This window comes from Paraburkholderia sp. SIMBA_030 (genome assembly GCF_046535245.1).
Lineage (GTDB): Bacteria > Pseudomonadota > Gammaproteobacteria > Burkholderiales > Burkholderiaceae > Paraburkholderia.
The window spans coordinates 357960-380084 of the sequence record NZ_JAWRXB010000002.1; the positions used below are offsets into that span (position 1 = coordinate 357960).

The 22125-nt window shown below is 63.7% G+C and carries 21 protein-coding genes; 10 read left to right on the forward strand and 11 right to left on the reverse strand.

The window, feature by feature from the left end:
* Nucleotides 1-51: 51 nt before the first annotated feature.
* The 3 genes from lhpH to SB772_RS04805 form a co-directional block, all read right to left on the reverse strand.
* Nucleotides 52-1059, reverse strand: coding sequence for a trans-3-hydroxy-L-proline dehydratase (gene lhpH / locus SB772_RS04795; RefSeq protein ID WP_410832128.1), 1008 nt, complete (start codon nucleotides 1057-1059; stop codon nucleotides 52-54).
* 157 nt (nucleotides 1060-1216) lie between these two features.
* The gene (locus tag SB772_RS04800) at nucleotides 1217-1849 is read right to left on the reverse strand and encodes a C39 family peptidase (RefSeq protein WP_410832129.1); all 633 of its coding nucleotides are present in this window, start codon (nucleotides 1847-1849) and stop codon (nucleotides 1217-1219) included.
* Nucleotides 1850-1882: 33 nt separating this feature from the next.
* Complete coding sequence (locus SB772_RS04805; protein ID WP_410832130.1) at nucleotides 1883-3223, reverse strand: NAD(P)/FAD-dependent oxidoreductase; 1341 nt, start codon at nucleotides 3221-3223, stop codon at nucleotides 1883-1885.
* A gap of 292 nt (nucleotides 3224-3515) precedes the next feature.
* Between SB772_RS04805 and SB772_RS04810 the strand changes: the two genes are divergently transcribed.
* The 3 genes from SB772_RS04810 to SB772_RS04820 all read left to right on the forward strand — a co-directional run bounded on the left by SB772_RS04810 (nucleotide 3516) and on the right by SB772_RS04820 (nucleotide 6325).
* Entirely contained in the window at nucleotides 3516-3770 is a 255-nt protein-coding gene (locus SB772_RS04810; protein WP_410832131.1) for a helix-turn-helix transcriptional regulator, read from the forward strand.
* A gap of 2 nt (nucleotides 3771-3772) precedes the next feature.
* Nucleotides 3773-5113: a type II toxin-antitoxin system HipA family toxin gene (locus tag SB772_RS04815; RefSeq protein WP_410832132.1), complete on the forward strand. Its 1341-nt coding sequence runs from the start codon at nucleotides 3773-3775 to the stop codon at nucleotides 5111-5113.
* Nucleotides 5114-5470: 357 nt separating this feature from the next.
* A complete protein-coding gene (locus tag SB772_RS04820; protein WP_410832133.1) occupies nucleotides 5471-6325 on the forward strand; it encodes a helix-turn-helix domain-containing protein in 855 nt (284 codons plus the stop codon).
* Nucleotides 6326-6397: 72 nt separating this feature from the next.
* On the opposite strand, the gene SB772_RS04825 is transcribed toward SB772_RS04820, so the two are convergent.
* The 3 genes from SB772_RS04825 to SB772_RS04835 form a co-directional block, all read right to left on the reverse strand.
* Nucleotides 6398-8263 carry a hybrid sensor histidine kinase/response regulator gene (locus SB772_RS04825; protein WP_410832134.1) on the reverse strand — a complete coding sequence of 622 codons (1866 nt, stop codon included), beginning with the start codon at nucleotides 8261-8263 and terminating at the stop codon, nucleotides 6398-6400.
* Nucleotides 8233-8751: a molybdopterin-dependent oxidoreductase gene (locus SB772_RS04830; protein WP_410832256.1), complete on the reverse strand. Its 519-nt coding sequence runs from the start codon at nucleotides 8749-8751 to the stop codon at nucleotides 8233-8235. Before SB772_RS04830 ends, SB772_RS04825 begins: the two co-directional genes overlap by 31 nt.
* Before the next feature lie 219 nt (nucleotides 8752-8970).
* On the reverse strand, nucleotides 8971-10656 hold the full coding sequence (locus tag SB772_RS04835; protein WP_410832135.1) for an ATP-binding domain-containing protein: 1686 nt from the start codon (nucleotides 10654-10656) through the stop codon (nucleotides 8971-8973).
* A 205-nt stretch (nucleotides 10657-10861) separates the two neighbouring features.
* On the opposite strand from SB772_RS04835, the gene SB772_RS04840 reads away from it, so the two are divergent.
* Together SB772_RS04840 and SB772_RS04845 are read left to right on the forward strand one after the other, a co-directional pair.
* Complete coding sequence (locus SB772_RS04840) at nucleotides 10862-11488, forward strand: glutathione S-transferase family protein (protein ID WP_410832136.1); 627 nt, start codon at nucleotides 10862-10864, stop codon at nucleotides 11486-11488.
* Nucleotides 11489-11574: 86 nt separating this feature from the next.
* Nucleotides 11575-12153 (forward strand): Fur family transcriptional regulator, encoded by a 579-nt coding sequence (locus tag SB772_RS04845; protein WP_410832137.1) that lies wholly within the window; start codon nucleotides 11575-11577, stop codon nucleotides 12151-12153.
* A gap of 60 nt (nucleotides 12154-12213) precedes the next feature.
* Here SB772_RS04845 and SB772_RS04850 read toward each other — a convergent pair whose 3' ends face one another.
* Complete coding sequence (locus tag SB772_RS04850) at nucleotides 12214-12624, reverse strand: response regulator (RefSeq protein WP_410832138.1); 411 nt, start codon at nucleotides 12622-12624, stop codon at nucleotides 12214-12216.
* Nucleotides 12625-13095: 471 nt separating this feature from the next.
* Complete coding sequence (locus tag SB772_RS04855; RefSeq protein ID WP_410832139.1) at nucleotides 13096-13800, reverse strand: TetR/AcrR family transcriptional regulator; 705 nt, start codon at nucleotides 13798-13800, stop codon at nucleotides 13096-13098.
* A 76-nt stretch (nucleotides 13801-13876) separates the two neighbouring features.
* Between SB772_RS04855 and SB772_RS04860 the strand changes: the two genes are divergently transcribed.
* From SB772_RS04860 to SB772_RS04870, 3 genes are all read left to right on the forward strand, one after another.
* On the forward strand, nucleotides 13877-15388 hold the full coding sequence (locus SB772_RS04860; RefSeq protein WP_410832140.1) for an MDR family MFS transporter: 1512 nt from the start codon (nucleotides 13877-13879) through the stop codon (nucleotides 15386-15388).
* Between the two features lie 417 nt (nucleotides 15389-15805).
* Entirely contained in the window at nucleotides 15806-16945 is a 1140-nt protein-coding gene (locus SB772_RS04865) for a hypothetical protein (protein WP_410832141.1), read from the forward strand.
* A 193-nt stretch (nucleotides 16946-17138) separates the two neighbouring features.
* Entirely contained in the window at nucleotides 17139-18212 is a 1074-nt protein-coding gene (locus SB772_RS04870; RefSeq protein ID WP_410832142.1) for a TAXI family TRAP transporter solute-binding subunit, read from the forward strand.
* Nucleotides 18213-18726: 514 nt separating this feature from the next.
* On the opposite strand, the gene SB772_RS04875 is transcribed toward SB772_RS04870, so the two are convergent.
* Nucleotides 18727-18993: a hypothetical protein gene (locus SB772_RS04875; RefSeq protein WP_410832143.1), complete on the reverse strand. Its 267-nt coding sequence runs from the start codon at nucleotides 18991-18993 to the stop codon at nucleotides 18727-18729.
* A gap of 224 nt (nucleotides 18994-19217) precedes the next feature.
* Between SB772_RS04875 and SB772_RS04880 the strand changes: the two genes are divergently transcribed.
* A complete protein-coding gene (locus SB772_RS04880; protein WP_410832144.1) occupies nucleotides 19218-19412 on the forward strand; it encodes a hypothetical protein in 195 nt (64 codons plus the stop codon).
* A 93-nt stretch (nucleotides 19413-19505) separates the two neighbouring features.
* On the opposite strand, the gene SB772_RS04885 is transcribed toward SB772_RS04880, so the two are convergent.
* Nucleotides 19506-20117: a substrate binding domain-containing protein gene (locus tag SB772_RS04885; RefSeq protein WP_410832145.1), complete on the reverse strand. Its 612-nt coding sequence runs from the start codon at nucleotides 20115-20117 to the stop codon at nucleotides 19506-19508.
* 40 nt (nucleotides 20118-20157) lie between these two features.
* Here SB772_RS04885 and SB772_RS04890 point away from each other — a divergent pair, with 40 nt between their 5' ends.
* Nucleotides 20158-20559, forward strand: a complete 402-nt coding sequence (locus tag SB772_RS04890; protein WP_410832146.1) for a hypothetical protein — start codon at nucleotides 20158-20160, stop codon at nucleotides 20557-20559.
* Nucleotides 20560-20695: 136 nt separating this feature from the next.
* Here the strand turns inward: SB772_RS04890 and SB772_RS04895 are convergent, their stop codons facing one another.
* Nucleotides 20696-22123, reverse strand: a complete 1428-nt coding sequence (locus SB772_RS04895; RefSeq protein ID WP_410832147.1) for a PLP-dependent aminotransferase family protein — start codon at nucleotides 22121-22123, stop codon at nucleotides 20696-20698.
* Between the last annotated feature and the right edge of the window lie 2 nt (nucleotides 22124-22125).

Here is a 22125-nt window from a genome sequence, read left to right on the forward strand (position 1 = left end):
GGCGTGTTCGTTCAATCCTTGCGATGGTTTGCACAATGGGTTGCAGTCAACTCAGCGCACCAGAAAACCGTAAGTCAGCGGATCGCGTTCGTCGACGATCCAGTTGGCGAAACCATACACATGCGCGTCGCCTTCGATCTCGGGGATCACCGCGTCGAAGCGGTCGAGCTTCGTCTCCGACAATACGCGGCCCCGAAAAATCGTGCCGATCACCGATTCGTTGACGAGCGTTTCATGGCGGCCCAATTCGCCGCGCAGATAGCGTTGCGCAACGCGCCCCGCGGTGCCGGAACCGGTCGGCGAACGGTCCACCTCCCGGTCGGCGAACACGCAGCAATTGGCCTGCGTCGAGCCGGCGTGACGCGGCGCGTTGTCGATGATCGTGCCGTAGATATGGTTGATTTCGGGGATGTGCGGATGTTCGACCTTGAAGGCCGCGTTCGCCGCCTGCTTGACCTCGGCGCCGAACTGGATCAGGCGATCGATCTCCGCTTCGCGCACGTTCAGATCGAACGGCTTGCCCGACGTATAGAAATAAAACGCGCCGCCGAACGCGATATCGCCGCGCACCTCGCCGAAGCTCGGCGTCTGGACCGTCACGTCGCGCTGCCAGATAAACGACGGCACGTTGACGAAGCGCACGTGCCCTGCGTGATCGCCGTCCCATTGCACGAAGGCTTCGATGAAACCGCACGGCGCGTCAATGCCGACGCGCGTTTCCGGTTCGCTGCGCTCGACCCAGCCGAGCGCGACGGCAGCGGTGGCGAGTGCGATCACACCGTGGCCGCAGTGATCGCTATAGCCCTCGTTGTGTACGAAGATAATGCCGAAGTCGGCGTTGTCGCTGACCGGCTCGGTCAGATAACCGCCGTACATATCGGCATGGCCGCGCGGCTCGAACATCAGCGCGCGGCGCAAATGATCGGCGTGTTCCTTGAGCCATTTGCGACGCTCGACGATGGTCTTGCCGGGAAACTTCGGCAGCCCGCTCGTGACAATGCGAAACGGTTCGCCGGCGGTGTGCACTTCAACCGTGCTGATCATGCGGTTCAGTTTCATGCGTTGGCCATCCTGTGCGTGGGCAATGGAAAGGGGCAATGAAAAACCAATTGCGGCTCCGGGCATGACTCATTAGGCACGCGGCGGCTCGAGGAGTCGAGAACAAGCGATTCTACGACGCGCGGCGCGCGTTGAGGCCGGATCCCGACCGGCTCATTTAGCGCGCAGCGCGGGTAAGCGTCATGCCGCGCCCAGCGTAAAAACGCGCCATCGTCGCGAACGGCAGATACACATCCGCCTGGTGCGGCGCGACGCCCGACGGGTTGTGAAACCACACGCCGCCACGGTCACGCCCGTGCAGCAAAATCAGATGTCCGCCCTGGCGCTGATTCGGCCGTTCGGGATAGCGGATCTCCGGGCTCACGGAGACGATCGCCAGCGTGTCGCCGTCGATGCGCGCGGCGATCTCTTCGAGCGGCGCCTGCGGCAACACCTCGACCTGAATGCCGAACGCCCCGCCGATCCAGTCGGCGAACGGCCGGTAGATCAAACCGTCGACACCGCCGTCATCGCGCATCCGGTACACCCCGTGGCGCAACGCTTCGTCGAGCAACGCCGCACGCGGTGCGTGTTCGACGCGCCAGTAATCGAGCGCGGATTCGAGGCATGTCAGGCCGCACAGACGCCGGGCCCAGAACCGGTAACGCGCCGGCTCGGTGAAACCGCTGCGCTGCCAACCGGGATCGTCGCACGGGTCGGCCTGTTGCTCGACGATGTGGCGCACCCATTCAGGGCTGCCCCATTGCGTGTAGTACGGCACCTCGGTGTGGCGTAGCGTCGATTGGTTCATGGGCCGTCGCGCGAAAAGTGAAGAGGGAAGTTTTCACAGCATGCTGCGGGGCCGTTGCATCGTGCCGTCGAAGAAACGCTGCAAGCGGAACGCCGACAGATCGAGCGACGGCTTGCCGCCGTCGTTCATCTCGGCCAGCAACTTGCCGACGATCGGCCCCATCGCGAAGCCGTGACCGCAGAAGCCGGTGACGATCGTCAAACCGCCGACCTGCGGCGGCGCGTCGATCACCGGAATGCCATCCGGCAACACGTCGATCAGACCGGCCCACGACTCGACCACCCGGGCGTCCTTCAACGCGGGAAACAATGCGTGCAGTTTCTTCAACGCGCGCGGCGCATGGCTCAGGTTCGGCTGCGGATGCGGGTCGCGCGGATGCAGTACACGCTCATCCTTCGGCACCACGCCCGGCAGACGGTCGCGCAGATCGCGCAGGCATGCGCCGTTCAGATGGAAGCTGAACTTCTCGCGCTGGGTCCACAGTTCGGGCAGAAACCACTTGAGTGCGCGGAAATGGCCGAGCGTCATGTCGACGTCGACCTGCATGTCGTCGGCGAGATTGATCGCGCCGTTCGCGCGTTGCCGCACACCGAGTCCGTGGCCCCAGAAGGTCGATGCGGTGACGCGCGGCAACGGATTGGTGCGCATGCAGGTGCCGCGCACCGCTTGCTGCGGCAACGCCAGCCCGAGCGTAGCGAGCAAGCGCCAGCTGCTCGCGCCGGCCGCGCAAATGAAGCGCGACGTGCGAATCGTGCCTCGTTCGGTCACCACGCCTGCAATCGCGCCGCCCGCTCGCTCGACACCGACCACGCCGCAGCCTTCGAAGAACAGCGCGCCGGCTTCGGCCGCCCGCGCCGCAAAGGCGGCTGCGGCGCGACGGGGTTCGGCCTGGCCGTCGCTCGGGGTGTAGAGGCCGCCGAGCGCCGGCCCTTGCATACCGCTCACGACCGTGTCGATCTGCTTGTGGTCGAGCGTGCGTGTGTCGAGTCCGTACTGGCGCGCGACGTCCATCCATTGCTGGAATGACGTCCAGTCACCCTCGTCGGTCGCCACGTAGAGGCAGCCGCCCTGACGCCACTCGAGATCGAAATTCAGCTCGCGTTCGAGCTCTTTCCACAGGCGGATGCCGGCCATCATCAGCGGCACTTCGGCGGCTTCGCGGCCCTGCTGGCGCACGAAGCCCCACGCCCGCGACGACTGCTGCCCGGCAATGCGCGATTTGTCGAGCACCACCGCACTCAGGCCGCGTCGTACGAGATAGTAGGCGGCGGCGCAGCCCATGATGCCGGCGCCGGCGATCACGACGTCGGCATGCCTGGGGAATGGTTGGTCGGCGCGCGTGAAACTTGCGTGCAGCGGGTAGGTCGTGGTCATCGGGCGGGCGGATTTTAAGTGTGGGCGTAATCTTCGCAGGCGGCTCGTTTGTCTGCAATGCCGCCACGCTTGAAGAACCAGACGGTGACGATTCTGGCGCTGACAGGCGGCGAACCCGATTCGCTTCTTACAGCCAATGCGGATCAATGCAGATGAGCGGCGTTTATTCGTATCACAGATAATTGCCGTTTATTCGCCAGACAGATATTTGCAAAATATCTGTCACACACATAATTGACAAATATGCGTGTGACGAATAAAGTGCATTTATTCGTCTCGCGGATAATTTGCCATGATCCACCTCGTCGCCACGCCGGACCAGATGGCCCAGCTGCTCGCCGCAGGCCGGCGCCAGGCCGGCCTCACTCAGGCGGAAGCCGCCGCGCGGATCGGCGTCAGCCAAAGCCGCATCTCGGCGCTGGAAACCGATGCCGCCAGCCTCACCCTAGTCCAGTTGCTGGCGTTGTGCGGCGCCTACGGCCTGCAATTGCAGGTGCGCGACAAGATCCAGCCGGCGCCTGAGCCGGCGCCTTTGGTCGAGTGGTAAGCATGGGCCGCCAAACCCATTCGCGGGCGCTCTCGGTGTGGGCCAACAGCGAGCGTGTCGGCGCCTGGCGCATTCCCACCCGCGGCGCCATGGAATTCGCCTACGATCCCGCTTGGGTCGCATCGCCCGCGGGCCGCCCGCTGTCGCTGTCGCTGCCGTTCACGCCCAGCAACAGCGCGCTCAAAGGTGCGCGGGTGCTGAATTATTTCGACAATCTGCTGCCGGACAGCGAGGCGATCAGAAAGCGCATCGCCCAACGCTACCAGACCGATACGCTGGACGCCTTCGACCTGCTGCAAGCCATCGGCCGCGATTGCGTGGGCGCCGTCCAGCTGCTCGCCGAAGACGACGCACCGGCCGGCGTCGAGCGGATCGAAGGCACGCCGCTTTCCGACAGCGAGATCGAAACAATACTGGCGCGCACCGTCGGCAATCCGGCGCCTGGCGCACCCGACGAGGTGGACGATTTCCGCATCTCGCTCGCCGGCGCACAGGAGAAAACCGCGCTGTTATGGCACGACGGCAAGTGGCAACGGCCGCATGGCGCCACGCCCACCACGCATATTTTCAAGCTGCCGCTCGGGCTGGTCGGCAACCGGCTAGCCGACCTCAGCACCTCGGTCGAAAACGAATGGCTGTGTCTGCGGATTCTGAGCGCCTATGGCCTGCCGGTCGCGAACACCGAGATCGTGACCTTCGGCAAGCAGCGGGTGCTGAGCGTCGAACGCTTCGACCGGCAATTGCATTCGAGCGGGCAATGGCTGCTGCGCCTGCCGCAGGAAGACTTCTGCCAGGTGTACGGCGTGCCGTCGCACCGCAAATACGAAAACGAAGGCGGCCCGGGTGTGCTGGACCTCGCACGGATTCTCCAGCAATCGGTTACCGCGCAGCAGGACATCGAGACGCTGCTGGCAAGCCAGATCCTGTTCTGGCTGCTGGCGGCGCCGGACGGCCACGCAAAGAACTTCAGCATTCGCCTGTTGCCGGGCGGACAGTACCGCCTGACGCCGCTTTACGACGTGATGTCGATCTGGCCGGTGGAAGGCAACGGCCCGAACCAGTGGTCATGGTTCAAGGCCAAGCTCGCCATGGGGATGTGGTCGAGGAGCAAACACGACGCGTTCCGCGACGTGCAGCGGCGTCACTTCAATACGATGGCGCTGAAGTGCTCATACGGTGCGAACGCCGAGCCGCTGATCCAGCGGCTGATCGAACAGACGCCCGCGGTGATCGAGCGGGTCTCGGCCGAGTTGCCCGAACAGTTCCCGGGCAAAGTCGCCGAGCGCATCTTCAAAGGCCTGAAAAACTCGGCGGCCAAACTCGACAAAATGCCCGCAGCATAAAGCGATGAACGGGTGATGCGCGCGGCGGCGCGTCCTCGTTCCAGCGCGCCGCCGCACCTGCCCGGACGAACCCGACACATTTCGCTACAGATGCGCAGAGGTTTCATCGGTAAAATGCACTCCATGCTGAATGCATAACCGAATGGATAAACGAATCGCCGAACGCGTCCGTGTCGAGCCCCGCAGTGACCGGCTCGGTGACGGTCATACAAAATTGCAGACCGCGATATTTTTTACGGTACATTTGCTGTCCCCTGCGTAGCCTCGTCCATGCATGGCAAACGTTCATGGCGGTGCTTCGCGTGTCGTATCGCGTTCCCTACAGCCCCCCTTTAAGACGGCGGATTTTCACGCAGTATGGCCAACGAAACAAACTCACCTGACTCCATGGCAGTCGCCGAGCGCGTGCGCGAGTTGATGAGCCGGCATGGCATCGGCAAACGGCAGCAAACTACGGAGTTGTGCCGCATCCTCGATCTGAGTTTTTCGCAGGGGCACCGCAAGCTGCGCGGCAACAGCCCGTGGACCCTGTCACAGATAAAGAAGGTCGCCGAGGTATTCGGCGAACCCGCGGCGCAGCTGTTCGGCGCGCAGTCGCTGGATCCCGGCATGGTCGGCGCGATCGCTCAGGAAGCGGTGTTCTGCATCGGCGCGATCGAGCTGGCCTGCACCGCGTGGGTCGGCGCCGCGCTCGAACCCGGTAGCCGTCCGGAATTTGTCGCGTACTTGAAGCTCGGCCAATGGCGCGTCACGCGTCACGACGGCACGCTTTACCAAAGCGCGTACGAAGTCCACAAGATCGAAATCTATCCGCGCCGAGCCGAGACCGACAAGCCGACCATCGCCGTGGTCGACGACGATCAGGCCTCGGCGGACAACCTGCGCGACTATCTGGAGCGCAGCGGCTTCACGGCGGTGGCGATCTACGGCCTCGCGGCATTCGCGGAGCAACTGCAAACGCAGATCTTCGACGGCGTGGTGATCGACTGGCTGTTCGGCGCGCAAACGTCCGCAGAGGCGATTCGCGCGGTGCGCGCTTCGGAAAATCCGGACGCGCCGATTTTCGTGCTGACCGGCGAATTGCTGACCGGCAAGGCCAGCGAATCGGAGATCAGCCAGGTGATCCGCAATTACGACGTCGCCTGCTATGAGAAGCCGGCGCGCATGGCGATCCTGGTCGCCGATCTGTCCAAGCGGCTCAACCGGCCCTGACGCGCCGGCAAGCAACGGGGGACGCACTGTGTGTTCCGCCCGCGCCCACGTCCACTCCGCCCGCGCGTCGAATCAAACCCTATGCCGCGAAGCCAGTGCACGCTGCAACGCGTTGCGCAGTTCCTCGTAATGTACCGGCTTTAATAACGCTTCGAAAAACGGCGGTAATCCGGCCGCTCCGCCCTCACCCTGCCCGGCCGTTGCACCCACCGTACCCGGCTCCGGCGCATAGGCGCTGACCACGATCACCGGCACGCCAGACGACGGCCCGCCGCGCGCGGCGAATTCCGCGAGAAAGGTATAGCCGTCGCGCCCCGGCATATGCAAATCGAGCAACACCACGTCGCAGCGCCGCGCATCGAGCCACGCGAGCGCGTCGTCGGCGTTGGCGACGGCGTGCGCGTCGATCTCCATGTGCGCGATCATTTCGCTGAGCGACTCGCGAATCAGCCGGTTGTCGTCGACGATCAGCACGCATGGCCGCGCGCCGCCCGGCTCGGCGTGCGCCGCCACGTCGGGCGGTGCGGCGGCAGCGACCGGCGTGACCGGAATCGTCACCGTGAAGGTCGTGCCCTCGCCCACCGTGCTGGCCACGTTGACCGTGCCGCCGAACAGCCTGACCAGCCCCTGCACGATCGTCAGGCCCATGCCCGCGCCCTCGAAGCGGCGCGTGCGCGACGCATCCAGTTGCGTGAACTCCTTGAAGATCAGCGGAATCTGCGCGTGCGGCACGCCCGGCCCCGTGTCGCTGACCACGAAGGTCAGCGCCATCGGCTGTTGCTTCAATTGCACGCGCACCGTGCCGGTTTCGGTGTAGCGGATCGCGTTGGTGACGAGGTTGCTGACGATCTGTCGGACACGGTGCGGATCGGAGTCGACCAGGCCGGTTACACCGCTCGCCTCGCTTTCGAGCTTGAGACCGCGCGCGGCAGCCGACATCGCATGCTCGTCGACAATCGACGCCAGCAGCTCGCGCGGCTCGAAATGTTCGTGGCGCAATTCGAGTTTGCCGGCGCCGAGGCGCGCATAGTCGGTCAGGTCTTTCATCTGTGCTTCCAGATGACGCGCCGCGGTTTCGAGCCGCTGGATCACCTTGCGGTCGGCCTCGGAATGAAAGTTGAAGCCAAGCAATTCGATCGACGACACGATCGCGTGCAACGGCGTGCGCAGTTCGTGACTGATCATGCCGAGAAACGCATCCTTCGCGAGACTCGCCTCGCGCGCGGCGCGGCTCGCCTGGTGCTCCGCTTCGAGCGCCGCATGCTGCTGACGCATCAGCCGCGTGCGGCGGCGCCCGTTGAGCACCAGCAGCAGGGTCGCGGCCGCCGACAGCAACAGCAGCAACAGTCCGCCGGCAAACAGCATGCGGCGCTTGCTGATGAAATCGCGGTTCCTCGCTTCGCGGTCCGTCACATCCGCGATGCGGCGGCCCAATGCGAGATCGTTGACCTCGTTCCAGTGCGCACGCAACGCATCGACGATCTGGTTCGCGCGTCTGCGGTCCTGCGGCAATGCATCGACCTCAGGCCCGATCTCGCCCAGCACGTGATCGAGCGACTGGATTTCGTCCACTTGCCGTTGCAGCAGCGCGAGCTGGGTGGTCAGCCGGCGCGTCGAACCGGCCATCACATGCAGCTTCGATTGCAGCAACTGGTAGCGCAGCACCAGCCGCGGATAGTCGTCGTCGACGCCCGACTGGTACAGCAGCAACTGGTTCTCGAAGCGCGCGTAGGCAATCTGCAATTGCGCGGCGTCCCAGTAGAAACCGTCGTAAGTGCCGGCCAACTGTTCGACGGCGCGCGGATTGAACAGGTTCGCGTACAACAGGTAGCCGATCGCGCCGGCCGGCGCTGCGAGCGCGGTCAACCAGATCAGTACATAGAGGATGCGGCGCAGGGGACTGCGCGCTATTTGACGATGAGAGCCTTGATCTGCCATACGAATTTCGAGTCGATCGAGGCGGCCGCCAGATCTGCGGGGAACGCGTCGCGCGGATAGATAAGAAACAGCGGCCCGAAGTCGGTGATCTTCAGACGCTGCCGGTTCATGCTGTATGCAACGACCACGCCGTAGCGATCGCAGTCCGACACCGGCACGGTGTACGTATAGTCGTCGAGCGTATGGATCTCGACTTCGCTGCCGTACGCGCCGACCGTCTTCAGAATATCCGCCAGCAGCGGCCCCGTGAAGGTGGAGCGCGGTGTCCAGGTGGTCGAGGTCGTGATCGAATGGACCGGCAGCGCGAGCAGTTGCGCCTCGGTGAAGTGATACACCCCGTGCGACGCATCGGTCGTCTTGCCGATTTTACCCATCACGTCGAGCGCTAACGACTGCGCCTGCGCGCCCCATGAGGCCAGTGCGAAAATCAGGCCCATCACCCAGTACGCGTTTTTCCTGCCGACCATCTCTGCGGTCACCTTGGTCATCATCTTTCTTGTTCCGTTGTTATTTGCTTTTTGCGGGTGGCTTCACACTGCATCGACTCTCGCCGATTCACCGCGCTTGCCGCCTTTCCCCAGACCGCGTCGCCGCCTTTCGAGGCGTACCCCGTCCGGCGGTGCGCGTCAGCCCCGACGCGCGATCTTTGAACCGCATGCATAATATCGCCGAATTTCTGTGCCTCAAAAACGGTGCGTGCGGCCGCGCTACCGATCGCGCAGATGCAGATGCCGCGCGGCCCGCTGCGATGCGACGATGATCAGCTTCATCGTCGCGCGGGTGGCGCCGACGAACAGCTTGCGTGCGATCCGCTCGTCGAAGGTATCGAAGTCGACCTCGGTGAGAATCACGCACGGCGCCGCCTGCCCCTTGAAGCGGTAGATCGACTCGAACAGCACGTCGCCTTCGCGATACGCCGGGTTGCCGAACAGATCGTACTTGCCGGTGAAACTGCGCAGCCGGTGCGGCCCGAGGTGATCCTGCGCGGTTATCGCCGAGCCTTCGCGGCCGCGAAACGACAACACCGCGATGTCCTGCTTGCGAAAGCCGAGTGACAGCGCCTGCGTGATCGCGCGCTTGGTGGCGTCGATGCTGCCTTCGGCGGCGTTCGCCTCGTCATAGACGGACAGCGAAATATCCGAGCCGTCGAACGGACTGCCCGACGCGAGAGCCGCCGCGACCGGCACCGATGCGCCGACCACGCCGCGCACGTAGTCGAGAATGTCGCGCGGACTGCGGTAGTTGGTGGTCTCCTGCAACGTGGTCCAGCCGGGCAAGGCGACCGGCTCACGCATATACAGATTCTGCAGCGGGTCTTCCAGCCACCACCACGCAGCGCCGGGCTGCAACAGACGCTCGAGCGCGGCTACCCAGGGCTGCTGGAAATCCTGCCCTTCGTCGACGATCAGCACGTCGAACTGCCAGCGCGCGTCGATCGGCGTTTCGGCAAAAATCGTTTCAAGCTGATCGAACGCCCCGAAGGAAGTCCCCTTGGGGGACACGTCGCCGGACTGGAAATCCACCTCGCGGCCGGCGCTGCGCGCGATCCAGTCGCACAGTTGGTGGTAGTTCGCCACCTTCGCCTCGGGCGGCGCGACCCGCGCGATGTGATCCGCCAGCGGCCGGTTGAAGCACACGTAGAGCGGCCGCTGCCCGCGCGCCACCGCGTCCTTCATGACCTGCACCGCCAGTTGGGTCTTGCCGGAGCCGGCCGTGCCGATCACGCGCAACCTGAACGGTGCGAATTCGAGCCGCCGCGCCCAGGTCGCGAGACCGCCGGCCAGCCGCGTGACGAGCGTACCGGCCTGTCCGACCAGGGCGCTGGTGTCGGGCGTGAGCGCGAGTTCGTCGGCGAGAAAATGGTGAATCTTCAGCGCGCAGGCAAGGCGCGGTTCGTCCGCCGGCAAAGCGTCGCGAATGATCGCCGCGAGCCGGTCGCGGCGCGGCGCGTCGACGATGCGCGCGGGGTTCACGCCGGCAATCGCCGCGTCCTTGACAATGTGGTCGGGGCAATACAGCAGCTCTTCGATGAAATACGTCCCCGCGCCGAACGCCGCGGTAAAGCGCCGGTGCATCCCTTCGACGGTGTGCGCGAGCGCGATCGCCACGTTGCGTTCCGTCTGCAGGTAGACCTTGACGAGCCCCTTCGGCGTTTCGCGCAGGAAGCCGGTTTTCTGCTCGACGATCATCACGCGCCCCGACGGGCTGACGATCACGAAGTCGGCTTCTCCGAACACCGAGAAGTTCTGGTTCAGCCGGGTCCAGTGCACGCCGTGATAGACGGTGTAATCGTGCGGCAAGGCTTGTTCCAGCAACGCGAGGGTTTCGCGTTCGCGTGCCGCCGCGCCGGTGGCGGCGAGACTCTTCCAGTCGTCGGGGACAATGCGGGCCATGCGGCGCCTCGTCAGATTCGGGTGCGCTCATTGTACGCAACGCGCGCGCCTTGCCGGCGCAGCGGATGGCACCGAATCCGGCAGGGCGGATTGCGGCCCGAACCGACCCGAACCGGCGCAAAGGCGCCGGCATCGTGTATCGTTACCGGTTGAACGCCGCGCGCCGTGCGTGGCTTGCCAACTGTAAGAAAAAAGGATTTACTGGATGATTACGATCTGGGGCCGCGCCAATTCGGTCAACGTTCAGAAAGTTTTGTGGTGTTGCGACGAACTGGTGCTACCGTACGAGCGCATCGATGCAGGCCTGCAATTCGGCCGCAACAACGAACCCGAGTATCTCGCGATAAACCCGACCGGCAAGATACCGACACTGGTCGACGACGGCTTCGTGCTGTGGGAATCGAACGCTATTTTGCGTTATCTGGTGCAGCAATATGGTGAATCGAGCCCTCTGTACCCGTCCGAGCCGAAACTGCGCTCGAGCATCGACCGCTGGCTCGACTGGTCGCTGAGCACGCTGCAACCCGCCGAGCGCCCGGTGTTCTGGACCCTCGTGCGCACGCCGGCCGCCGAACGCGATGCAGTCAAACTCGCCGCCGATGTCGACGCGCTCACCTTGCTGTGGCGGCTGCTCGACACGCATCTGCAAGGCCGTTTCTTCCTCGAAGGCGAGCGGTTCACGCTGGCCGACATCGTGATCGGCGCGTACGCGAAACGCTGGTTCGGGCTGGACGGTATCGAACGGCCCGCGCTGCCGAATCTGGAGCGCTGGTATTCACGGCTTGCAACGCGCCCGGGCTTCAGGAAGTACATCGACTTCCCATTGACCTGAACCTGGCTGAGCCCGCGTGCGGGCGGCCGCCATCGCCAGACTGCCGTGCTGTCACAGCCAGGCGCGATGGCCTTTATAATCGACGCATGAAGACCGCCAAGCCCGCCGCGACCGCCGACAAAGTCACCCCCGCCACCGCCGCTCATGATCACGAGCCAGGGCACACGCACGGCGATTCGTCGCAAGCCGCCCTGGCGCTGGCTGAAGAATATTGCCGCGAGCGCGGCGAGAAGCTCACACCGATCCGCCGCAAGGTGCTGGAATTGCTGCTGAATTCCGGGCGCGCAACCAAGGCTTACTCGCTGCTCGACGACATGCGGCAGATTCATCCCGGCTCGGCGCCGCCCACGGTTTATCGGGCGCTCGATTTTCTACTGTCGGCGGGGCTCGTGCATCGGATCGAATCGATCAACGCGTTCACCGTCTGTCACGATCTGACGCAATGCCAGCACGGCATTCTGGTGGTTTGCCAGCAATGCGGCAACGTCACCGAATTGCACCAGCCCAAGCTGCGTCAGGCGCTCGTCGCGCAAATCGAAGACGCCGGCTACCGCCTTGCCAGCGATGAAATCGAATTGAAGGGATTGTGTTCCGCCTGTCAGGCAGTGGAAGCCGCAGCCGCTGCTGCGGCTGGTTCGGCAACGGCGGTGGCCGCCGCCAAATAAGGGCGGTATTTTGGGCCGCGGTTTCCAGGATCAAGGCACTGGAATTGGCCGCGAAGCTGATCAGCCCGCCGCGCGGGCGTCGATCGCGTCGTGCAGCAGCGTCACGAGGGCTTCCGGCAACGCCGGTTTGGTCATGAAATGCTGGAAGCCTTCGCCGATGCTGCGCAGCCGGTAAGCGTCGTCGGTGTGGCCCGTGAGCGCCACGGCGACCGAGGGTGCGAGATCGCCGCGAATCTCGTGATCGCGCAGCCGCTGGATCAGATAGAACCCGTCCATGGTCGGCAATTCGAGGTCGCACACCACTGCGTCGGGCAACACCCGCAGCGCCGCCTCGACGCCCTCTTCCGCATCCGCCACCGCGACGACATGTGCGCCCTCTGCTTCGAGTAACAGGGTAAGCGATTCCCGGCTATCCGGGTCGTCTTCGACGAGCACGATCGTGGCCTGATCGAGTCTCAATGCTCCGTTCATGTTCTGTTGTTGCTCAAAAAATCCGGTTAGGCCGCCAGATGCGGCCAGGGTATTGCTCTGCTGTTGCTGCTTACCGCCGCACTGGCGGTTGCCGTCTTGCTGTTCATGATTCCGACTCGCTTTCACGCAGCGAGTTGCACGCGGTGGCCGCGATTGTAAAACATGGCCTGAGCGCAACACGGTGCGCACACTAACGCGCCAAAAAGGCACGTCGATGAAATCCACATCCACTCGTCAGCGAGCACGTTGCGTGCCTCGCCGGTTTCACACCGGCGGCAGCTTGCCTATATGCCAGCAGGATGCCGGCAGCGCCGCCTGCGAACTGCGCGGCGCTATCATCGCGTCTGCAAGCCCGCATCGGCTGCGTCCAGCCGCCGCTGTGCCGCACGCCGTGTGAATTGGCACGGCGTGTAAAAAGTAAAAAACCACGGCATTCGCCAGGGCTCGCACCCCCAATTCGAGCGCAAACGACTATTGCTGCGGCCTGATGCCGTACGTCAGCAATGCTACCGCATGCCGCGCGATTTCTGCGCCGCCGATATTGCGCCGCACAGGGTCATTGCGCCACAGCTTGGAGGTGGCCAACGGCAGAATCGTCAGCCCGAGCAAGCTGACAAATACCAGCGACGGCTCCAGCCCCGCATTCAGCCGCCCTTCTTTTTGCCAGCGTGCAATAGACGACAACGCCGCCTTCTGATGCGCGTCGCCGAACCGTTCGTGCATGCGCTGCCGCAGCAGGCCGCCGTCGCTGATCACTTCGCGCACCCACAGCGACGGAAACCACGGATGGTCGGCCGCCACCTGCACGAGCCGCTGCGCAAGCTGCGTGATTGCCGCCACCGGATCGTCGGGATATTCCTGGAACGGAACGCCCAGTGCCGCGCGCAGCGGGACGAAACGCTCGTCGATCAGCACGTCGAGCAGTTGATCGCGCGTCTTGAAGTAGTAATGCACCATCGCCGGCGTGAAACCTGCCTCGCGGGCGATCGCCCCGAGCGTCGTGTCGACGATCCCCTGCCTCGCGAACAGCGCCAGCGCGGCGTCCAGCAGGCGGCTGCGCTGCTCCGGACCGCGCGCCGCGCCTGAAGGCCGGCCGGGCCGGCGGGCAGGCGCGCTTTTCAACCCAGGCTCGCCGGACAGGTCTTTGGACGGCTCATTGTGCGGATGACTAGCCATTACTTTTGATTTGACGACTGGAGAGACGTCGCATATATTAATCTCTAAATTAATTAATTTCAACGCTGTGGTGCCAATGGATCAATCTACAACGACTCAACCTGCCGAACTGACGAGCGCGAGCGATCATCCGCCGATCCGTCTGCTGTTTCCGGCGCTGCTGCTCGTCATGCTGCTCGCCGCGCTCGATCAGACCATCGTCTCGACCGCGCTGCCGACCATCGTCGGCGAGTTGGGCGGCCTGAACAATCTGTCATGGGTGGTGACCGCCTACCTCCTCAGTTCGACGATCGTCGTGCCGCTGTACGGCAAATTCGGCGATCTGTTCGGCCGCAAGATCGTGCTGCAAACGGCGATCGTGTTGTTCCTCACCGGCTCCGCGCTATGCGGCATCGCGCAGGACATGACCCAGCTGATCGTGCTGCGCGCGCTGCAAGGGCTCGGCGGCGGCGGTCTGCTGGTGGTGACCATGGCCGCCATCGCCGACGTGATTCCGCCAGCCGAACGCGGCCGCTTTCAAGGCGTGTTCGGCGGCGTGTTCGGTCTCGCGACGGTGGTCGGACCGCTGCTCGGCGGCTTCCTCGTCGAGCATCTGAGCTGGCGCTGGATTTTCTACATCAACCTGCCGCTCGGCGTGATCTCGCTGCTGGTGATCGGCGCGGTCTTCAAACCGCACGTCCGGCATGTGAAGCACACCATCGACTACATGGGTGCCGCCTTTCTCGCCGGCGCGCTGACCTGCATCATCCTGTTCACGAGCCAGGGCGGCACGATCTTGCCGTGGTCATCGCCGCAATTGTGGCTCACGCTGGGCATGGGACTGGTGGCGATCTGGGGCTTCATCCACGAAGAGCGGACCGCCGTCGAGCCGATCATGCCGCTTGAACTTTTCAGACAGCGCACGTTTTTGCTGAGCAGCCTGATCGGCTTTATCGTCGGCGTGTCGATGTTCGGCGCGGTGACGTTCCTGCCGCTGTATTTGCAGGTGGTCAAAGGATCGACGCCGTCGCAAGCCGGCATGCAGATGCTGCCGATGATGGGCGGGCTGTTCGTGATGTCGATGGTAACCGGCCGCGTGATCAGCAAGATCGGCAGATACCGCATGTTCCCGATTGCTGGCACGTTCCTCGTGGCTGTCGCGATGTTGCTGCTCGCCCGCTTGCAGATCGGCACGCCGATCCACGTGATGTATATCGACATGGGCATTCTCGGCTGCGGGCTTGGCATGGTGATGCAGGTGCTGATTCTCGCCGTGCAGAATACTGTCGAGTTCAGGCATATGGGCGTGGCCACTTCGGGCGCAACGCTGTTCCGCTCGATCGGCGGCTCGATCGGCGTGGCCGGCTTTGGCGCGGTGTTTTCGAACGGCCTCGCCGCGCACCTCGAAAAGCTGATTCCGCCCGACACCGAATTGCCGCACGCGCTTGGGCCCGCTGCGATCCATCAATTGCCGCAAGCATTGCGCGACGATTATCTGCAGGCGTTTGCCGGCTCGTTGCACACGGTCTATCTGTCGGCGGCATGCGTGGTGTTGCTCGCTTTCGCACTCGCGTGGTTCCTGAAGGATCATCCGTTGCGCAAGCACTGATCCGTCCGCCTGGCGCGTGAATCACGAGGTCGAACGCTGCCCGCTTCGACCTCGTTTCGTTTCATCGTCACGATTTCGTCCTACCAATTTTCGTCCGACCAATCGCGCCGCCACATCGCCACGCCGCGACTTCACCTGCGCCGTGAAAAAGACCACCTGCCCATTCGTCCTGCCGACATATGCAGTGTTTCGTCGTACCGACAAAACGTGCTTTTTCGTGCAACAGGTAGGTGAGAACGTCGATTGACGTTCTCACGGAAACGCCACATATTTAAACGAGCGGCACCGCATAGCGAGAGCATGTGGCGCAACGCTCTCCAGCGCATGTAGATCGTGATTTACGCGGACATGGCTCCGGCCTCAGCACGATCTGGAGCATGCCGTACAGGCATTGTTTCCCACAGGTGGGTCCACAGCATGTCCACCCAGACACTCATCGGCCATAGTTTCCCGACGCCTTGCAAACGCTGCGGCGGTGCACTGTACCGGCAGGTCGATTACTGCCCGTATTGCGGCGCGGCACATCCGCTCGAAGGGGGGCCGCACAAGCGCGCCGAGATTCCCGCCAGCCGTGCCAGCGCGATGAACGTGTTGCCGCAAACGAGCAGCATCGAATCCACACCGACGGGCGAAACCGTCCACAAGGCAGACATCGGCGAGGCCGTCCGTGCCGGGGCCGCGATGCAAGCCCCCATCCTCACGTCGCCCGATGTGCCCATTGCGCCGCTCGCCAATCCGCCGCATTGGGGCAGCGGGCGCAGGCCATCGGTACGGATGATGCTGGTGGGGGGCGCGGCGTTCGTCGTAATCGGACTAGCGTATGTCGGCTTTGCACTATTGCGCGACAACCACGAATGGCAGAGCAATACGAGCGACGAGCCCGCCGATATCAATCGGGATGCCACGACGGCAACCGGAACGATCGCGCTATATACACCGGCCACACCAGATCAGCCGCCTAACCAGACTAATCAGGCCAGGCAAATCAGGCCGGTCAATCCGCCGACGGCCGCTGCGCCGATTGCGGCAGTTCCGGCAGCCCCTGTCGTCACAGTAAAACCGCCGGCAGCGCCGCAGTTCCACGATGCCGCGCAAGCCGTGCAAGCAGCGCGTGTGGCCCTACGCGCCAACGATCTCTCGACGGCACAAGCGGCGTTGGGCGCGGCACAAACGCTGCAACCGGACAACGCCGACGCGCAGAACCTGCTAGGCGAATTGAAGCCATTGGCCGCGCGCCGCGATACCGCGTTGCAGGCGGCGCAAGCGTGCGCCGCGCAGCAATTGTGGATGTGCGTGCGTCAACACGCAAACGATGCACTCACGATCGACACCGGCAACCCCACCGCGAAAACCCTTCTCGAGCACGCGATTCGCGAAACCGGCTGGGCGCCGCTCACCCCGCACGCCGCGATAGGCAGCTCGGCGCAAGTCAGGCATCAGCAGGCACAACAGCAAACCCAGCCTCAGCCGCAGTCTCAGCAAGTTCAATTGCAAGTGCCGTTGCCCAAGGGCATGCCGGCGGAGAGCAGCGCATTGGCGGCTGTACCAGTTCGATGAATAATCATACGGATAACGAATTATGTTGCCGTTTGCATGACCGATCAAGCGAATAATCGCGCGGCCACTGAGCGGAAACAGACGGACATTGCACGCGCCATGCACTGAAACTGACCCGGCAAAGCGGCTCGCCGACGCTTCGCTCGCGCCGACGCGCAAGCCTGTTCAAACCTGATCGATAGGTAGATAGACCATGCTAAAGAGACTTCTGACCGGATGGCTGGGGCTGGTACTGACGGTCATGTTTTCGTTTGCTTTCGCCGAGCCTGCGCACTACAAGATCGTCACCGGTCCGGAGCGAGGCACCTATATCCAGATCGGCCAGGATCTGTCGAAATGGGTTGCGGGACCCGCGGGCATCGATCTCGAGGTGATCGCCTCCAAGGGCTCGGCGGAAAACGTGCAGCGCTTGCGCTTCGAGCAAGGCGTGAAACTTGCGCTCGTGCAGTCCGACGTGTATCAGGCCTACATCGATATGGCCAACGCGGGCAACGCCGATGCGGGCACTGCGATCCGCCCGTTGCGGCTCATCATGCCGCTGTACGACGAAGAAATTAACGTCGTGGTGCGCGCGGATTCGCCATTGAAAACCTTCGCCGACATCAAGGACAAGTCCATCAGTATCGGCCTGATCGGCAGCGGCACCGCCCAAACAGCGACCACCTTGTATCACCTGATGTTCGGCCAGGCGATTCCGGAACAGAACGTTCAGCATATGAGTAACGAAGACGCGCTGGCAGCCTTGATCGCCAGGAAGGTGGACGTCGCGATCATCGTCGTCGGACAGCCGGCCAAACTGTTCAACGACATGAACGCCGACCTGCTGCAACAGATCCGCCTTCTCAAGGTCGATCCCGCCGCGCCCGAAACCGCCCGTGCAAAGCAGACGTATTTCCCCGCGACGATCCGCGCAAGCAACTATCCGAACTGGCTGAAAGAAGACGTACCCACGCTCACCGTCAAGGCCTTTCTCGTCACCTATGACTACGGCCTGCGCGATACCGTCGGCAAGCTGAATCGCTTCGCCGATTCGTTGTGCACCAACTTCGACAATCTGCAGGAGCACGGGCATCCCAAGTGGAAGCAGGTGAAAATCGAATTGCCGGCCCTCGTGCGCGGATGGAAATACTACGGGCCGGTCGAAAAGCATTTGCGCGCGTGTCTCGCGAACAGGAGCGCGGCGATCAGCGCGACGGCGACGCAAGCCGCGCAAAAACCGCGCGCCCTCTGCACGGAACAGGAGCGCCTGCTTCTGCTGTGCAAATGAGCGCTTCTGCGCAAGCGCTCGCTCGGATATCCCCTCGCCTCCTGTAGGCGCAGCATATTCTGGCGCCGCACGCTTCGCTTGAGCGCGAGGCGTCGCGCGGCGTGCGAACTGTCCGCGGGCACGCCAGAGCGGATGGCAAGGTGCAAGTCGTCGTGCAGCGGATCCAATAACGGATCCGATAACGCTGCCGCATCGCTCATCGTGGCCGGATGTTACGAGCCTCCGTCTGGGTGTTTCGCGAGCATTCGACTATCATTTGACAATCGCATTGCTTGAAAGACCCGTTTGCTAGATATGACGAATATAGGCAAGACATTGATAACTGGGGTGCTCCTGGTCGAGTTGGGATTCGCCTCTTACTTACTGTTCCCTAAAGGTGATCAATCGACAGAAGAAGCCGATGCCGGGATGCGCAACTCCGTCGCAACTGGTGGGGTCGATTCCCGATTCGGCACCGCTCATGTAGCCGCGGGAAGTGTGATTAGCGCAACGCCGCCAGCCAGAAGCACGAACGCTATCGCAGCGGCACCGCAGCCGCCTGCCAGAGGCACGGATGCCATTGCCGCGGCACCGCAGCCGCCTGCCAGAGGCACGGACACCATTGCCGCGGCACCGCAGCCGCCTGCCAGAGGCACGGATGCCATTGCAGCGGCACCGCAGCCGCCTGCCAGAGGCACGGACGCCATTGCAGCGGCACCCCAGCCGCCTGCCAGAGGCACGGACGCCATTGCCGCGGCACCGCAGCCGCCTGCCAGAGGCACGGATGCCATCGCAGCGGCACCGCAGCCATCTCCGGCGAGGAAGGTGGTGCCCTACCCCGTTCCGGCAGCCACGACTGTTGCGCAAAGGCCGACATCAGAAACAAAGCCGCATCAACAGCCGCGCCATACGCTTGCCTCGGCAAACGCCCAGGCGTCCTTCAACTCGAGGGCGAACCTGGCGCCGCGAATCGAGCGTGGCCGCGATGGCCTGTATCGCCAAGGCTCGAACTCTGTCGCATCGGCGATGACGGACCAACTGGTCAAGGAGTCAGCCCAACTCGATCCGGCGCTGCCACCGCCGCCGAACCAACCCGGCCGTAACGACCTGCATCGCCGCGGCTCAAACCCGGTCGCGTCGGCGATGACGGACCAACTGGTCAGGGAGTCCGCCAAACTCGATCCGGCGCTGCCGCCGCCCAACCGGCCCGGCACGCAGTAAGCTGATCTGCGAAGCACCAACCATCCATGTACGGACTTTCATGTCACGCGCCCGCCCCTATTCCGGACACGAGGCGAGCAGCCAGAAAGTCGATCAACGCCCGTATGCGACGCGGCACGGGACGGCCCTCGGTCCACAACAGATGCACCGGGAGGGTTCCGGCTCGAACGCGTCGAGCACCGTGACCACCTGACCCGCGTCGAGAAGTTTTGGCACCTGGAAGATCGGTGCCCGACCTATCCCCACGCCAGCGGCAGCCGCCGTATTGCAGGCTAGCGCGCTGGTGGACCGGAAGCGCCCGGCGACCTCGACTGCCCCGCCTGCCCGGTTGAATCTCCATGTTTCATGCACAGCGTGCTGGCGCAGGATGCAGTCGTGCGCGGCAAGCTCGGACGGATGGTCCGGGTAACCGTGCGAGACGAAATAGGCCGGCGAACCGAACACAACACGCCGCAAGGTACCTACTTGCCTCACACGCAGATTCGAGTCCGACAGACGACCAAGACGGACCACGAGATCGATGCTGGCTTTGGCGAGGTCGAGATGCTGCTCGGCGAGCACGAGCTCAGCCCTGACGTTTTCGTGAATCGCCAGAAACTGCGCGACCAGCGGCGAAACGAATTCAGCGCCGAATGCCGTTGGCGCGTGTCGAATCCGGCAATAGCAGCCGTTCGTCGCTTTCGGCCTCCATGGGCAAGATGCCATTACAATTCAGCACTTCGATCCGACAACCGTGATTTGCGCCATGAGATACCTCCTTGCATCGACACTCGCGGCAGTCATCGCTGCCACAAGCATGGCCGCGAAAGCCGAAACATCCGGGAGCAGCGATACATCCCAGCAGCAGTGCGCCATTGGGTATGTCACCGGCGTCGGTGGATCGGCACAGAGCGTTCGTGAATACCTTGCGGCCCCCGACAGAGACAAATACCGCTACCTTGCAGACAACCCGATCCACTGCAAAGTCTCCGACGAGGGTAGCGCGTCAGCCTGTACCGGCATCACAAGCCTTCGGCATGAAAAAGTCAGCGTGTACGACGATATCGACAGCGCGACGATGGCCGTGGTCGCGCGCGTGGAACTCGACCAGGGAACGTACCCGGTGATTATCGTCGTGCCAAAACAGGATGTGAAATGCGAGGAGTGAACGCCCCCTTGACACGGCCGCTCATCTGCCAACGGAGCGAGTTCGAATGCGCTACCGCCCCTGCTGCTGAAGATACTGCCGGACGTCGCTCATTGTCACACTCCCCTTATGGGCCGTATCGGTGCCCGGAATGTTTTCAGCCGCGCGCCTCCGCGGAACTTGAGACGTCCATCGCCCGTTGCAGCGCCTCATACACCTTCGGCCGGTTGCATTGCGATACGTTAAAACGCAGGAAACCGGCCGCCGACTGCGACGCACTGAACACATTGCCCGGCGCGAACACCACGTTGTCAGCTAGCGCGTGACGCGCGACGTCGGCGGCGTCGAGCGCATCCGGCAGACGCGCCCACAAGAACATGCCGGCGCGCGGCCGCGTCCATATTTCGAGGCCTGCAGATCCCAACCGCCTGACCGTCTCGCCCATTGCATCCGCGAGCCTGGCGCGCATTGCTTCCAGATGGCGCCGGTAGGTACCGTCCACCAGCAACCGATGCACCACGCTCGCCGCGAGCTGGCCGTTGCCGAACGACGTCGCCAGCTTCAGGTCGATCAGCGGCTCGACCCATGCGGCACGCGCAGCGATATAACCGCAACGCACCGCCGCGGACAAGGTCTTCGAAAAACTGCCGATCGACACCACGCGCGCGAGGCCGTCGAAAGCGGCAAGACGTGGCGCGGGTTCGTCCTCGAAGTCGGCGAAGATATCGTCCTCGACGATCAGCAGATCGTGCTCGCCCGCCAGCTTCAACAGCCGATGCGCGACGGCCGGCGCAAGCGTGGCGCCGGTCGGATTGTGAATCGCCGAATTGGTCACATACAACCGCGGACGGTGTTCGATCACGGCCCGTTCGAATGCCGCCAGATCGGGACCGGACGGCGTGTAAGGCACGCCGACAATGCGGGCGCGATGCGCGCGCAGCAGCGCCTGGAAGTTGAAGTAGCACGGATCGTCGATCAGAACGGTGTCGCCGGGTTCGAGCAGAAAGCGGCACACGAGATCGAGCGCATGCGTGCCGCCGTCGGTCAGCACGATCTGCTCGGGTGGCGCCTCAACGCCGTGCTGCGCGAGCCGCCATGCCAGTTGCTGACGCATTGCGGGCAGACCGTGCGGGGTCGCGTATTCGGCAAGCGGCGACTGCGGATCGCGCGCCACCGCTCGCAACGCGCGGCGCACGCCGTCTTCCGGCAGCCATGAAGCCGGCATCCAGCCGCAGCCCGGCTTGAAGACCTTCGCGCCGGCCTCTAGCGACTGCCGCGCCAGCCACAGCGGATCGACCTCGCGATCCAGCCGCGGCCCGAGGTCGGCGAGCGCCAGCGGCGGCACATGACCCGACACGAAAAAGCCGGAACCGCGCCGCGCGACGATCGCGCCTTCCGCCACCAGCCGATCGTACGCTTCCACCACCGTCGACTTCGACACGCCCAGCGCCTCGGTCATCGCGCGGATCGACGGCACGCGCGCGCCCGGCATCAGCGAACGGCTGGCGATGCGCTCGCGCAAGCTCTCCATCACCGCACCGACGCGCGTGCGTGAAGCCGCCCGACTGGAATCACTGTCCATCATCT